We start from the raw sequence: 15180 nt of genomic DNA, 5'->3' as shown, positions 1-15180 counted from the left end.
GGGGGAGGCCAACCGCATAGGGGGTGACAGCTGACCTCTGTTTGCTCAGGAGCAAATTAAGTGAAGTAATTAAGCGGCTTGTTCGCGGCCAAGGATGTTGAGGATCTCTTCTACATCCGTGGTGCTGGTTAGCTTCTCAATTGCCTCTGGCTCATCGAGTGCGTTCGTAATGGTGGTAATAACTTGGATGTGCTCATCATTTTTAGCGGCAATGCCGATAACCAGTTTCGCTACATCGTCTTCGTCTTCAGTAAATTGGATACCCGATGGGTATTGGCAGATAACAATGCCAGTCTTTTTAACGCGATCTTTCGCTTCAATCGTGCCGTGTGGCACCGCGATAGATTCGCCAAGGTAAGTCGGAACCAGTGCTTCACGATCAAACATCGCATCTACGTATTCTGGTTCAACGTAGCCAAGTTCAACTAACTTGTTGCCCGCAAAGCGAATCGCTTCTTCTTTGTTAGCCGCGCTTAAACCTAAGTGGATGTTTTCACGTTGAATCTGGAATACAGATGGTTGCTGTTCTTCAAAATTGTCGTCGTTTGCTGCAAGAACCGATACTTTTACCATCTGATCGTCATTGGCAGATGAAGTTTGTGCCGCAAGCAGTTTGGTGACGAGTTGGTTGTACATTTCGCTGTCCAGGAAGTTAGTCAGTGAAATGTGGTGTGCGTTAGGAGCATGCTTACGTGCACGATCCGTCAAATCTTTATGAGTAATCACGATATCTGCACTCTCTGATAAATTGTTAATAGCAAGGTTAGTGACGTGGATGTTCAGACCTGCGTCCTGAACTTTCTTGCGTAGCATGCTCGCACCCATCGCGCTGGAGCCCATGCCGGCGTCACAAGCGACAATAATGCTTTGCACTGTCGCAAGGTCTACGTCGCCTTTGCTTTCACTGTTTACCGCTGCATTGTTTTTTGATGCAGATTTCATGTCTTTCATTTGTGACGTTGCTTTTTCTAGCGCTGCTTTATCGCCGTCTTCTTCTGTCGATGTTTGAGTCTTCATTAACAGAGATGCTACGGTGAACGACACGCCCGCTGCCGCCGCGATAGAGGCTAGAACACCAACGATCGAGCCTTTTTGCGTCATCAATAGTACCGCGAAGATAGAACCTGGAGACGCTGGAGAAACGATACCTGCGTTGAACATAGTGAGAACGAACACACCTGTCATACCACCTGCGATAGCCGCTAGGATGAGGCGTGGGTTCATCAGAATGTATGGGAAGTAAATCTCATGGATACCACCAAAGAAGTGGATGATAGAAGCACCACCAGCAGTCTGACGAGCAGTACCTTTGCCAAACACCATGTACGCCAGAAGAATACCTAGACCCGGACCTGGGTTTGCTTCAATCAGGAAGAAAATAGATTGACCTGTTTCTGACGCCTGTTGAATGCCCAGTGGTGAGAAGATGCCGTGGTTAATTGCGTTGTTCAGGAACAGAATCTTCGCTGGCTCAACAAAAATAGAAGTCAGAGGTAGAAGGTGCGCTGATACAAGGAAGTTTACGCCTGCTGCTAAAGCACCAGAAAGTACTTTTACAAAAGGACCGATCAGGAAGAAAGCAAGAATGGCACACAGCATACCGATGATGCCTGCAGAGAAGTTGTTTACCAACATCTCAAAGCCACTTTTCACTTTGCCATCGATGTAGTTGTCGAATTTTTTAATCGCCAAGCCGCCCATTGGACCGACGATCATCGCTCCCATGAACATAGGGATGTCTGTACCGACAATCACGCCCATTGTGGTGATTGCGCCGACTACAGCACCGCGATCGCCGCCGACTAATTTACCACCGGTGTAACCGATAAGTAGTGGCAGCAAGTAAGTGATCATAGGACCAACCATTGAAGCCAAAGTCTCATTTGGCAACCATCCGGTTGGGATGAATAGTGCAGTGATAAAGCCCCACGCGATAAATGCGCCAATGTTAGGCATTACCATGTTAGACAGAAAGCGACCAAAATTTTGTATCTTGATCTTAGCATCTGGTGATATCATAACAATTCCCCGTTCGATGTTCTGATGAATATTGTTGTCGTAAACGGTTCGCCAAAACCGCTTGTTTGATTGCTTAGTACCCAATCAATTTATCACACAATTTCCAATTAGAACTGACAACGGGCTTTTCGTGATCTACACCCGCACTTCTTCAGATAAAAAGCATTTTTTAAGTGATGGCGATCAATTTATTGATATGTAACTTAATAACAAAATGCAGGTTTTAAATCTGTCAATAAAAATCTTAGTGATCAAATCGATCTTATTACAAATTTGAATTAAAAATATAATGTGATCAAAATCACTTATGATTTATTTCTGGGATCGAATTAAATATTTAGATCGATCAATGTCACATTTTGTCTTGGTTTGGTTGTTGGTAAAAATGTGACCTGCGTCTGGTTGTGGTTTTTTTGAAATTTTGTAACGAGATATGCTGCGCAATATCAGCACATAGTGACTGATTGACTGAGCAAATGAGTGTGATGTCAGAAATATCTGAAAATTTCGGTTATATTTCTTACAAATTAAAAGGATAGTGCATTACTTGTATCAGCAATGCACTATTTCTCTGGTAAGTTATTTATCGAGGTGTTGTGCTAAATATGTTCGCGTATTTTCCAGCCCCATGTATCGTGCCAGTGTCTTTTCTGGCACGTCGCGTAAGTCCACCATAATTAATCCGTCTAGCGCGTTGTTAAAGGCAGGATCAACGTTAAAGCAGACCAGTTTGCCGTTTAAGCTCAAATACTGACGCAGTAAAACAGGAACCCCTTTGCCTTCATCAATTCGAGCGATCACACGAGACAGCAGCTGCAAATCGCCTAACGCGGTGAGCATGCTGGTGTTCCAGTTCAGGTTAGTCTCGGGAAGCGGGTTGGATGGGGTAACGTGTTCAGCACAGGCATTGTCGTAGTGATGCAGTGTCATGGACTGAGCCAGTAATTGACGAGCGGTTTGGCTGTAATCGTTACTTATGCTGACCGGACCAAACAGGTGCGTATACTCTGGGTTTCTATGTACGAATGTTGCAATGCCTTTCCAAAGCAGTAGCAGGGCACTCATGCTCTTTTGGTATTGCTCCGCAATCACCGAGCGTCCCATCTCAATCGATTTACCCATCTTGTCGATAAAGCGCTGGTCATAGTTAAACAGTGTGCGGGAGTACAACCCTTCAACGCCATGTTTTGTCATTAATTTATCGACTAACCCCAGACGATAAGCGCCTACCATACATTGATTTTCACGATCCCAGACAAATAGGTGCAGGTAATCATGATCGAAATGATCGATATCGATCGCTTGCCCTGTGCCTTCGCCCACCTGACGAAAGTTGTATTCACGTAGACGACCGATCTCATGCAGTAGAGATGGGATCTGATAAGCGGATGTGCAGTAGACCTCAAACTCACCACTTTCAAGAAGTTTGGCTTCTGGAGGTAAGCTGTGCAGCTCATCGAGTAATTGGCTTATCGGTAACCCTGCCGCAATAGGCAGCAAAGCATTCATCGATGTGGTTTGCCCAGGAGTGCTGGGATCACGGTTAAGCAGGTAGGTATTGAGCCTCAAATAATTGACCACCTGATCATCACTGAGGTTATTCAGCTCTTTAAATTTAATCGCTTGTCCAAACGATAATTCAATCGTCTGCGCATTCTTATTGAGCAGCTCTCTTCCCAGCATTAAGGTTCTTAGCAAAGGATGAATTTTACCCGCCATGTAGAAGCGTTTTGAGTTTTGTCCGTTAATAAATACGGGTACCGTCGTCGCCTTATTTTTACGAATCAGGCTACTGACACTGCGGCTCCACTCTTTGTCTTCTAAACGCTGCTGCTTAGCGTCAACCAGTTGCGATACTTCACCCGCAGGGAAAACTAACAACAATCCGCCGTTTGCTAGGTGTCTGTTCGCCGCCCGCAGTGCTTTCATGTTGGACTTGACCGCATCCTTACCTTCAAACACATCTACACCAATAAATAACTGGTCGAGTTCCGGGACGGTTTTAAGGTATTGATTCGCCAGGATTTGGATGTCATCTCGAACCATGAGCAGTAACTCTGCCAGTATGACGCCTTCGACGCAGCCGAGAGGGTGGTTGGCAACAATGACGGTAGGGCCTTGTTTTGGAACGGCGTCGAGTGAGCCATGAGCAATTCGGTAATCGATACCTAAAATCGACAGCGTGAAGCGTAAAAAGGTTTGAATATCTGCATTAACGGGTCTTTGCGCATAGAACTTATCGAGTCGGCTTAGTCCGGTTGCCCACTCAGCGACATTTTCACCAATGCCAAATGGCGTTTTACGAGGGAGACGAAAAGGGGTAGTGCTATCCATATTTACCTCAGCGTGCAAGTTTCTAACTGGATAGTAGGAATTACAGATGACAGTTCAGCGGCAAAACAGTGAGTCTTTGGTGACAAAAGAGTGACGATTTATTGAACGCTGAGGTTAGATTCAGAGGTCGGTGAGGAATTTTTGTCCGATTTAGTTGGGCTTATGCTATGGTAGTTACGGCTCATTATTTGGGCTATTTACATGCCGTTATATCGGTATTATTAATCAAATAAAATCACTCAACATCTTCTACGTGAAGGTGTAGGTACAAGTCCGATTCCCCTGCAATGGTTGAAACGGCTAAGGATATTTATGAATGGAAACAATCTGGATTAAGAATCCACTCGCGATTTACACTGGCAATGAGCAGGACGCTCGCGGAGGTCTGGTGATTCGCGGAAACAAAATTGTTGAGCTGGTGGCCTTAAATGCCACGCCTGACAGCAAAATCGATTCGGTAGTCAACGCCAGACAGCACGTTATCACTCCAGGGCTAATCAATGCCCACCACCACTTTTATCAAACTTTGACTCGCGCTTATCCCGATGCTCTCAATAAAGAGCTGTTTCACTGGCTGAAAAGCCTTTATCCGGTGTGGGCGAACCTTGACCAGGACATGATGAGTGTTGCCACTGAATTGGCTTTAGTCGAGCTAATGCGCTCAGGGTGCACGACCGCTTCGGATCATCACTATCTATTACCCAATGGTCTGGAACATGCCATCGATCTGCAGGTTGAAGCCGCACAGCAACTTGGTGTGCGTGCCATTTTCACCCGTGGCTCCATGAGCCTGGGGGAAGATCAGGGCGGCTTACCACCAAGGCACACGATTCAAACCGAGCAAGCGATTATTGACGACAGCAAACGACTGATTAACGAGTACCATCATCATCACGATGGGGCGATGACCCAAATTGCACTGGCACCGTGCTCACCATTTTCGGTGACGACGGATCTGATGAAAGAGACAGCACGAATCGCGCAAGATGAGAATGTCATGGTGCATACCCACTTGTGTGAAACCATTGATGAAGAGAACTTTTGCATCAAGCAATTTGGATTACGTCCGGTTGATTACCTCGAAGATGTTGGCTGGTTAAACGAGCGGACCTGGCTGGCTCACGGTATTCATTTCAACTCTGAAGAGATTCTGCGCTTAGGTAAAGCAGGAGTGGGAGTCAGTCACTGTCCGACATCCAATATGATGCTGGCCTCTGGTATGTGTAAAAACTTGGAGCTTGAACAGGCCGGTGTGAAAGTTGGCCTTGGCGTGGATGGTTCTGCCTCAAACGATGGCTCCAATATGATTGCTGAAGTCCGCATGGCGATGTACCTGCAACGCCTTCAGTATGGCTCAGCAAAAGTAACGCATTTTGATGCTCTGCGCTGGGCGACAAAAGGTTCTGCTCTTGCGATGGGGCGACAAGATATTGGAGAACTAAACATCGGTTATCAGGCTGACATTGCCATGTTTAAGCTGGATGATATTCGCTTCTCAGGGAGTCATGATCCGCTGGCGGCTTTACTGCTATGTGGCGCACAACAGGCTGACCGAGTGATGGTAGCTGGCCAATGGCGGGTCCATGATGGTGAAGTGATCGGTGTGGATTTACAGGACTTGATGGTTCGTCATAGCCGCGCCGCGAAGCGACTGGCAGAGCTGTCCGCCAGTTAATGTCTGACAGACCAAAAATAAAAAGCCGCTTACAAACCAGTAAGCGGCTTTCTCTATTCTAAGTGTGAGAACTACAGAATCGGGTAGATGTCTTGTTCTGTGTGTTCACCCTCAACCACTTCTACAGGCGTATAGTGTTGGTACATTAAGAAACCGTCTTCAGAAGTTTCATGGGTATCCGGGCTGTCAATGTATGAAGTACATGTGTAGCCAATGGTGTAAGTTCCTGGACCAATAAAACCAAACTCGTAATCGTACGTTAAATTGCCAAGTTCATCTTCGGTCTCATTTACATCAGCAATCGCAACTGGTGTGTTAAATTCTGCTGGCGCACCTAAGTCACCCATCGTGCTGCGATCCATCTCACCAGCATATAGATAAACTGAGTGTACAGCTGGCACGTCGTTAATTGCGTTCCAACTTGCACTGTCTGCTTCACACGCGTTGTACTGTACGGAGCTAACTACACCGCCAATATGGCCAGCCTCTGATGCGTTAACCAAGCTCACCGCATTCGAGTTCATGTTCATATGATCCTGACCTGTTGGATCTGCCAGGCCTTTACGTAGATCAAATTCAACGACGTAGCTGTTATGACCTGTATGTACTTTTACGTACTGACCTTTTTGCGAGAACTTCAGGCGGCCTTGATCGCTGGTATCAGGCTTCGTTCCATAACAGCTGCCTTTGCTGTTCACTACAAGGCCTTTCACTGTGCCGTCAGTTTTTTCGACGTAAGAAAGTGTTGTGTCGTTTAGCTGTCTGCCATCTTTTGCGTACAAGCACATCGCATAATCGCCAGGTGCGATAGTTTGCTCTCTAATGATGGTTTCTGCATTACTACCTTGATACTGCATTAGGTCTACTTGACGTAATGCACCGTCTTCGCTGACGTTCATAATGATAGCGTCGCCAGTCTTATCACCTGTTTCAGGGTCAAACGGGATTAAAACCACATCTTCAAAAGCTAAAACGACTTTATTTGCATCATCGACAGGAGCATCTGAAACCGCAAGAGAAAAAGTTGCTGCTTCTGTGTCGGATGAAGAGTCACCGCCATTACAGCCAGTCAGTAAAAGACCACCTGAAATCGCGAGGATAGGGTAGGTGTATTTTTTCATATTTCCTCTTTCATTCACATTGCTGATAAATGCAAAGCGTAGTCTTAAAAACGAGAATGAATGTCATCAAAGAGTGATGAGCGAGTAAATTATCAGTGTAATCAATGTCATTACCAAGGCGATTTGGTGGGTTTATATTGGGTCTTGAATCTTCTCTCGCCCGATAATATTTAGTCATAATTTTCTTTTTTTTTGAACATTATTAACTAGTCTGAAGGTAATCATCCATAGCTTTACTACTCTCGTCACAATGTTATTTTTTTGACGGATTAAATTTAAATAAAAGAAAAAACTCATATTTTTTAAATTTATTACGCAACTATAGGATTGCAACAAAAACTCAACTATATTTGCAAACTGTGCAAAAGTAGGAGTGCGTATGTTTACTGTTGAATATTCAACGTGTGGTGGCGTTACAATAAGCAACAAAAATAGCTATGTAACCCTAGAGTTTTTATTGCAGCCAATATACCTCCCTAAATCTGGAGAAACGATCTATTGCGAATGCCTCTCAAGAGTAATTAATGAATCAGGAGAAACATTAAATAGTGAATCCTTCTTCGATAATATTGACGATGAATTCATTAAAACTGTTTTTCTTCTACAGATGGAATATTTTAGTAATATAAAAACGTCTAAAGGTATTTTTTTGAATTTAAATCTATCTGCATTAGAAGATGATGAATTTGTAGAGACAGTTATAAATAAAAATATCTACAATAAATTTCATATAGAAATAAATGAAATAAGCACTTCTATTAAATATAGTAAAATACTAAAAAATATAAAACGACTTCAAAAGTTAGGTATGTTTATCGTTCTTGACGATTATTATGAAGAAAATATAGCGGCTCACTTATCTTTAGGGTTAATTGAATGGGACTATATTAAAATAGATAGGTCATTCTTATTATACAATTCTGGTGATGATGATTGTTTAAAGTCTCTTATTTTTGTTTTAAGGCCTTATTGTAAACACGGTTTAATAATTGAAGGGGTCGAGACTTACTTCCAGAATGAATATCTTAAAAAATATAATATTTTAGCACAAGGTTATTTTTACTCTAGACCAAGAAAGGTGACTAACGAACGAGATGATCATCAAGAATCAGAGTTAATGAAGAAAAAATCAAAAGCAAACACTTATCATTGACATTTTAGAATGTGTAATCAGATAGATTTGGCACTTGTCATCTAGGTAATCCCCTCGTGTAACCGATTCCAAACTAAGAGTGTTCGTGTGTTAGTATTGTTTAACCGCACGAATAATTGTAGACTCTAATTTACTGTATGCTAATGAATTAAAACCCTTTTTATCTCATTTTGTAGTCTATTCTTTAGCAGCAGATCATTTTAATAAGAATAAATTAAAGATATACAGGAATAAAAATGATTAGGAAAAGAGTAATAAATCTTAGTCATAAAATTGAAGGTTCTCTATTTACTCGCAATAGCCATATTATAAGCATCAGTGGTGAAGGGATAATCTTCTATAATGGAGGGATAAAAAAAGTACAGCCTAATGTGGCTATTTTTATTCCACCTAATGCCTTAGTGAGGTTTTCATTAAAGTCTATATCTAAAAGTGATCTAATTTTAACCACTTATCATGTTGATGGAATGAATTTGTCTTGTAGGCAAGAAAAGACTATGAATTTGATCAATGCTTATATTGAGGTCAACATACTAGATTTAAAGAATAAAAACACACTAATAGAATTAATAAACCTAAAGTTAGATAAAATAAAGAATAATAAAGTTCTATGTAACTATGAGCCTTTAGAAAAAAAGATTAATGAAATTATAAACAAAGATCTAAAAAGGAAATGGTCACTAGAAGATATCTGCAATCTCACATACACCTCTAAATCCACTCTCACTAGAAAACTCAAAAACAGCCAAACAAGCATGGGTCAGATAATTTCAAACGCTCGCTTAGAGTATGCAACGGTACTTATAACGAATACGAGTTTGAGCGTCGATGAGATTTCTATGCAATCTGGATTTAATAGCACTTCTTATTTTTGTAAAAAGTTTAAAGAAGCTCATGGGTTTAGTCCCAGGCAATTCCGAAAGATACTAGCAATGAATAAATAACAATAGTAGGTGATTAATTTTTCCTGGCTAAACAATGTAAAGCACATATTATTTAATAATCTTATGGAGATTTATTTAGATTAGAGCGCTAGCCTAAATATCTCCTCATAACCCTCCAAAAATACCACTTTGTGATTATTGTAAAACCAGTCAACAAGATCATGGCACTTTGAATGTAAGTTTTTTTCAATAATTAAAAAAGCTCAAGTTCCTATCAGAGAATCAGTTTGGAAAGCAATATACTGACGTACACCCACATCATTATTACTGACACTTCTAATATTTAAGGTGAGCTATGAGTTGATTACTTGTGGCTCTAAATTAAGGCTAAATTGACTATAATCAAGTTAAGGGCTCGGATAGAGGAGTATGTTGGTCAGACATACTGCTAAAAGGAAGTAGTGCCATGATATACAAATATTTTCTTCGAGAGATATTGGGTTTAGCCATTGTGGTCTGTGTTGTTTTCGGAGTATTGGGTGTACTGCTGGATGTTTTTGCTCTAACAGCATATTTTGAGCATCAAAACTCTATTGCTGATGTCTTTTTCCATGAGTCTTTATACTTTGTTATTTTCTTCATCCCGCCGTATTTTCTCTGGAAACTTATCAATCGCCCAGATCTAGTCGTCGCTAGGCAAAGTTACTTGGCGATGAAGCTTGAAGCAGAACGCCGTCAATACGCTGATCATCTTTAAGAGCAGTTGGCTATTGACCTCAGGCCAGTATCTAAAAAGCACAAAGGCTCATGGATGTTTCCACGAGCCTTTTTCAATATTGCCATTACCTATGCGAAAGGTGATGGCAGAGTACTATCAAGCGTTATGCTGTTTCTAATCCTTAAAATGCAGGCTCAATCGTGCCCTTAAAGGTTTTATCTAAAAAGTCACGAATCTCCTGAGACTGATAGATCGATACAAACTTCTTGTACTCTTCTTTATTCTTATCTGCTTCGCGTGTTGCGATAACCATAACAGCCAGAGGTGCTTCTTTCGATTCTAAATAGATCCCTTGTTTTTTAGGATCAAGCCCTGATGACATCACATAGTTCATCGTAATGGTTGCCGCATCGACATCGTCTAATGTTCTTGGCAACTGGGCTGCATCAACTTCAACGAACTGAAATGCTTTTGGATTCTCCGTAATGTCTGTCAACGCCGCTTTATGGCCGACACCCGGTCTCAATGTAATTAAGCCCGCATCAGCAAGTAGGAGTAGGCCGCGACCACCGTTGGTTGGATCATTCGGGATCGCAATGCGCGCATTCTCAGGTAGGTCTTCAAGAGAACGGAACTTGTTTGAGTAAACTCCCATACGCATCAGAATAGATTGGCCGATAGAGACTAAGTGAGCGTTGTGGCTGTTGTTGAAGTTATCTAGAAACGGTTGATGCTGATAGCTGTTGATGTCGATACTGCCATCACTCAATGCTGCGTTTGGTGTTACGTAATCGGAAAACTCAACCACCTCTACTTTAAGTCCTTGTTTTTCTGCTTCTTTGGCGACCGCTTCTACAACTTGTGCATGAGGTCCAACGGTTGCTCCAACCTTAATGACAGAGTCTTCTTTTTGCCCACATGCCACTAAGCTCAATGCTGCTATGAGAATAAAAGGTAACTGCTTAATTTGGCTAAAACTTTCCATAATAACTCCATTTATATTTTTTGGACGTCTATACGGCTAATTTATCATAATTATAAACCCCGTCAACGTTTGATCGCTCGGTCACCTACTAATGTCTCCCGTCAGTGAGAATTTTGCTTCTGTTAACGTATCCCCTACCAGTTGGCTATCTGTCTTTAAAGGTTGGTTAATCATTTATGCGACGAATGTAATAAAGTTAAATTATTCAACTAATTATGCATAAAGTCACTAAAGTGCAGATGGTTTTGGTCGATATTTAAAATGAGACTTTAGTTCCATAATTTCAAGCAGTAATAATGGAAAGGAGGGCCATGCGTGACATTGAGCCTACACAACAACACCGCTGCGTTAGCAACACGACGTCACGTTGCTGATGCATCTGAAGATTTTAATTCTTCAATACTTAAACTTTCTTCGGGAAAAAAGATCAACAGTGCTAAAGATGATGCGGCTGGTTTACAAATTTCGAATCGATTACATGTACAAACTCGAGGGTTAGATGTAGCAGCTAAGAATGTTAATGACGGAGTAGCCATAGTTCAGACTGCAGAAGGATCTATGAGAGAAATATCTCATATTCTACAAGATATGAGAGACCAATCATTACAAGCAGCCAACGGAGCGTACTCAATAGCAGATCGGCAAGCTATTCAAAAAAATGTCCAAGCTTTAAAGGATGAGCTTCATAGTATCGCGAGTTCAGCCAACTTTGCAGGCATTAACTTGCTCGATGGCACATATGGTAAGAAAGCACTTCAAGTGGGTTCCAACAATGAAACGATTCTCCTTGAGCTAAAGGATATGCGCTCTAGCGCTTCATCGATGGGTGGAAAGATATTTGTTGCACAAGAAGCCAAAGGTGCAGACTGGGTTGTCGGGGAAGATGGCCACAAGCTCAGCATTGATTTCATCGACAAATCTGGGAACGATGTGAGCCTTAACATCGAAGCTAAAATTGGAGATGATATTGAAGAGCTTGCAACTTATATCAACGGACAGCAAGAGTTTATTACAGCATCGGTATCGGGTAGTGGTGAACTGCAAATGTTTGTTGGTTCAGCTGTTGCAGAAGATGAGGTTTGTTTTTCTGGATGTCTGGCTAAAGAGCTGAACTTCGACAATGGCCGCAAGTCGATTGTTGAGAACATCGATGTAACCAGTACAGGAGGAGCCCACGAAGCGGTCGCTGTCATTGATTCCGCATTGAATTATGTGGATGGACATCAAGCAGATATGGGAGCACTACATAATCGATTTGATCGCATGCTCTCTAATTTAACTAATATGCATGAAAATATTAGTGCTTCGAAAGGAAATCGTACTGATACAGATTTCGCAAAAGAAACAACTGAAATGACTCGAGCTAAAATTCTTCAACAATCTTCATCATCTATGTTAGCTCAAGCCAGAGTAATTCCTAATGCAGCTTTGAACCTGCTGAATTAATAGTGTGTGACTTGATATCTGTATCTCAATGGCTGCTCATGTGTTTGTAATACACATGGGTATCTATTGATGAGAAAACTTAGAATACCAATACTAAGCAACGAATTAGTTGTTCTTGTGCGATTTTATGCTTACTAAACGGCTGGTATTGGTATACGACGGGCGGGGTATTTACCTGGCAAAGTTCACAACCAGAAAAGACAAAGGCCCGTAGATTTCTCTACGAGCTTTTATTGGTGCGCTTTTCTCTGATGTGTCGAACTGAATTTAAGATTCAGGTCAGGCATAGGTTGTGTGTTTGCCCACTTTCTTTTTCATAAGTACGATTTAAGTTACTTTTTTTGTTGTGCCAGTTTAATACGTTTAGTAAAAACATTTGCTTAAGAGTCTTTTTGCATATCATTCAGTCGGTGTGATTTGAGTCATGGCTTGTAAGTTCTGTTTTGAATATTATGGCGCACGATAATTCATTGTAATTATTAATTAAAATGTCATGGTTAGATGTGGCTATAAAAAATCATCAAATTTTAGAGATAAAAATGAAAACCAAAAATGTATTTTCTTTTGCAGTATTGTCTTTTTTCATAAGTAGTGCAGCAGTTGCTGGGACAAAAACTGGATTTTACTTAGGAGCTGACGTGGCATTTGCGAATGATACGGAACTAGAAAATAGTAGTGTATCAATCGAGGAATCAAATGACGTTGGTTTTAATGCCGTTGTTGGGTATGAGTCAAAGCTAGAAGAGTCTTTTAAACTTGCTGGCGAAGTGGAATACCAAAATTTTGGTGAGGTGGATTTTTTAGGAACGATGAAAGCAGATGGGTATGCGATTTTTGCTAACCTTAAGCCTAAATATACTTTTAATAATGGTACTTACATCGCGGGTGTAGTTGGCCTAGGTCAAATGACTCTGAAAGATAAGACAAACGCAGTTGAAGAATCTGAGACAGGCTATCAATTTGGTGTAGAGGGTGGATATAACATCAATGAAAGCGTTAGCTTAAATGTTGGTTATCGAAGCGCAAATACTGAAATTGATGACGTAGAAATTGCGATACGTGGCTTTTATGCTGGTGCTCGTTACTACTTCTAACTCAACTACCCCCAACTCTAGAACGCTGGGTTGGCCGCACTAGGTTGGCCCAGAAACTTTTCCCAGACCTCACACCACCAAGATCCCACTACATAAATTCTCATGCTAGTTGTCGTCATCGACGTCGATAAATGCCCGTCAACACGGAGATGGTATTCAACCCGGAAACTGTCCCCGTAATACTCCTAGGACAATTTTTTGCGCAACTTACATACAAAAGCTGATTCTGTTTTGGTACTGGTATTTTTTGTCCTTAGGTTAAAGTAGAGTAGGCGTGTTTACTGATGCAGACTCTTATAAAGGTTAGAACTTACCGGACAAGACTTAGGACAGGATATAGACCGGACCAGAAAAGACAAAGGCCCGTAGATTTCTCTACGAGCCTTCTGGAATATGGTGGCCCCTCGCAGACTTGAACTGCGGACCAATCGATTATGAGTTAGCCACTAATACAGGAAGTCTAGGTAAACCGAGGTAAGTTTAGCGTAATTTAAAATAGGTTAAAGTAATTACTAAACAGTAGTTTAGCGTAGTTTGCGTAAATTAGTCAAAACTAGTGACTGTACCGCTATTGTACCTTTTTTCGGATTGTACCGAAGCGAAGTGATATAGAACATCTAAATCAAAATGTGCAATAACCTCTTTCAAATACTAGCGTAGAATCGAACGATGCCATTTCTCAAACATTTATGCCCCAAAACGCGCTAGCGTAAGCATTCGGCCATATATGTTAGTGTGGATTTACCTTACACAACACTTATCCGAAATATCTCAACCTATATATCATCCTAAATCCTCAGCAGTTCCCTTGTAAGCAATAAAGTCATTAAACTATTATTTTCCGCTCATTCACATTTAAGCTGTCAGTTCTTTTTCAACTTTAGCTATAACACCGTTCACATGTTCTACGGTACAAGTAGCGTCAAATTTGTTTGGAATATCAATACACTTCAAAATGTCCGCTTTAGCGGGCGATAAATAGTTCAGTGTTTTAAGTAAAAATGCATGGTCTTTTTTAACATTGGCGACAGCTTTACTTACATGATTACAGTTATGCTTCTTCCAAATCGGCTCATGGTGAAATAATCGATTTCTCAGTAGAAGTACCTTATGATACTCATCAAATAAAGCTGCAACTGTCAAATCAGAACCCCAAGGGTTTTTCGCATTGGAAAAAACCTCCTTTCTATTATCAGGTGACCATAAGAAACTATCCGAAGCAGTATTACGGTACTCGCTGTCTAACATATAAACCCAAAAACCTAAAGTAAGCCGACAAACGACATCATCAGGACTGTATTTATCACCGCATTCACTTTTTGCTTTTTTAACTGCCGATTTAACTAGCTCTTTGGATTTCTCTGAAATCGGCTTTGTTAGAAACCACTCATCATCTTTAAAGTGTTTTTTTGCAATGTTATGAATTGAGTTTCGCAACCCAACTTCAACCATTTGCACCACTGGAAAAAAGCTACTTGAAATCGATTGAAAAGCCAGATATGCGCCGACTTTAGATTCCGATTTGGTATAGCTCAGGAATGACTCATAAAAAGATAGACGAGGGGATGAGATCACATTAACCAACTGCTCTAAAGGCATTCGAAGCTCCATAACTACTTTACGTTAAGTATTTTTTTGTCTATTATACACAGTATCAAGGAGCTACCGAACGTTAGTTTTGTAGTGTACCTTTAGAATGTAAAGCTTCGAGGAGCTACCGAACGTTAGTTTTGTAGTGTACCTTTAGAATG

Annotated in this window: 11 protein-coding genes; 6 read left to right on the top strand and 5 right to left on the bottom strand. The window is 41.2% G+C overall.

The window, feature by feature from the left end; genetic code table 11:
- Positions 1 to 69 precede the first annotated feature (69 nt).
- Both V1U08_RS11235 and V1U08_RS11230 read right to left on the bottom strand, forming a co-directional pair.
- Positions 70 to 2019, bottom strand: coding sequence for a PTS mannitol transporter subunit IICBA (locus V1U08_RS11235; protein ID WP_330470611.1), 1950 nt, complete (start codon positions 2017 to 2019; stop codon positions 70 to 72).
- 579 nt (positions 2020 to 2598) lie between these two features.
- Positions 2599 to 4353: a lysophospholipid acyltransferase family protein gene (locus tag V1U08_RS11230; RefSeq protein ID WP_330470610.1), complete on the bottom strand. Its 1755-nt coding sequence runs from the start codon at positions 4351 to 4353 to the stop codon at positions 2599 to 2601.
- 316 nt (positions 4354 to 4669) lie between these two features.
- Here V1U08_RS11230 and V1U08_RS11225 point away from each other — a divergent pair, with 316 nt between their 5' ends.
- Positions 4670 to 6028, top strand: a complete 1359-nt coding sequence (locus V1U08_RS11225) for an 8-oxoguanine deaminase (protein WP_330470609.1) — start codon at positions 4670 to 4672, stop codon at positions 6026 to 6028.
- Positions 6029 to 6099: 71 nt separating this feature from the next.
- On the opposite strand, the gene V1U08_RS11220 is transcribed toward V1U08_RS11225, so the two are convergent.
- On the bottom strand, positions 6100 to 7149 hold the full coding sequence (locus tag V1U08_RS11220) for a DUF4382 domain-containing protein (protein WP_330470608.1): 1050 nt from the start codon (positions 7147 to 7149) through the stop codon (positions 6100 to 6102).
- 379 nt (positions 7150 to 7528) lie between these two features.
- On the opposite strand from V1U08_RS11220, the gene V1U08_RS11215 reads away from it, so the two are divergent.
- The 3 genes from V1U08_RS11215 (at position 7529) to V1U08_RS11205 (ending at position 9943) form a co-directional block, all read left to right on the top strand.
- Complete coding sequence (locus V1U08_RS11215) at positions 7529 to 8302, top strand: EAL domain-containing protein (protein ID WP_330470607.1); 774 nt, start codon at positions 7529 to 7531, stop codon at positions 8300 to 8302.
- A gap of 236 nt (positions 8303 to 8538) precedes the next feature.
- Complete coding sequence (locus V1U08_RS11210) at positions 8539 to 9246, top strand: helix-turn-helix transcriptional regulator (protein WP_330470606.1); 708 nt, start codon at positions 8539 to 8541, stop codon at positions 9244 to 9246.
- 406 nt (positions 9247 to 9652) lie between these two features.
- Positions 9653 to 9943, top strand: coding sequence for a hypothetical protein (locus V1U08_RS11205; RefSeq protein ID WP_014230748.1), 291 nt, complete (start codon positions 9653 to 9655; stop codon positions 9941 to 9943).
- A gap of 142 nt (positions 9944 to 10085) precedes the next feature.
- On the opposite strand, the gene V1U08_RS11200 is transcribed toward V1U08_RS11205, so the two are convergent.
- Positions 10086 to 10889, bottom strand: a complete 804-nt coding sequence (locus tag V1U08_RS11200; protein WP_329347082.1) for a MetQ/NlpA family ABC transporter substrate-binding protein — start codon at positions 10887 to 10889, stop codon at positions 10086 to 10088.
- Between the two features lie 315 nt (positions 10890 to 11204).
- On the opposite strand from V1U08_RS11200, the gene V1U08_RS11195 reads away from it, so the two are divergent.
- Both V1U08_RS11195 and V1U08_RS11190 read left to right on the top strand, forming a co-directional pair.
- On the top strand, positions 11205 to 12335 hold the full coding sequence (locus V1U08_RS11195) for a flagellin (protein WP_330470605.1): 1131 nt from the start codon (positions 11205 to 11207) through the stop codon (positions 12333 to 12335).
- 539 nt (positions 12336 to 12874) lie between these two features.
- Positions 12875 to 13429, top strand: coding sequence for a porin family protein (locus V1U08_RS11190; RefSeq protein WP_065296320.1), 555 nt, complete (start codon positions 12875 to 12877; stop codon positions 13427 to 13429).
- Positions 13430 to 14284: 855 nt separating this feature from the next.
- Here the strand turns inward: V1U08_RS11190 and V1U08_RS11185 are convergent.
- A complete protein-coding gene (locus V1U08_RS11185; protein WP_276454302.1) occupies positions 14285 to 15028 on the bottom strand; it encodes a hypothetical protein in 744 nt (247 codons plus the stop codon).
- Positions 15029 to 15180 lie beyond the last annotated feature (152 nt).

Source organism: Vibrio sp. YYF0003, assembly GCF_036350715.1.
Classification (GTDB): domain Bacteria; phylum Pseudomonadota; class Gammaproteobacteria; order Enterobacterales; family Vibrionaceae; genus Vibrio; species Vibrio natriegens.
The sequence above is the reverse complement of the archived record's forward strand: the minus strand, read 5'-3'. Positions and strand labels throughout refer to the sequence as shown.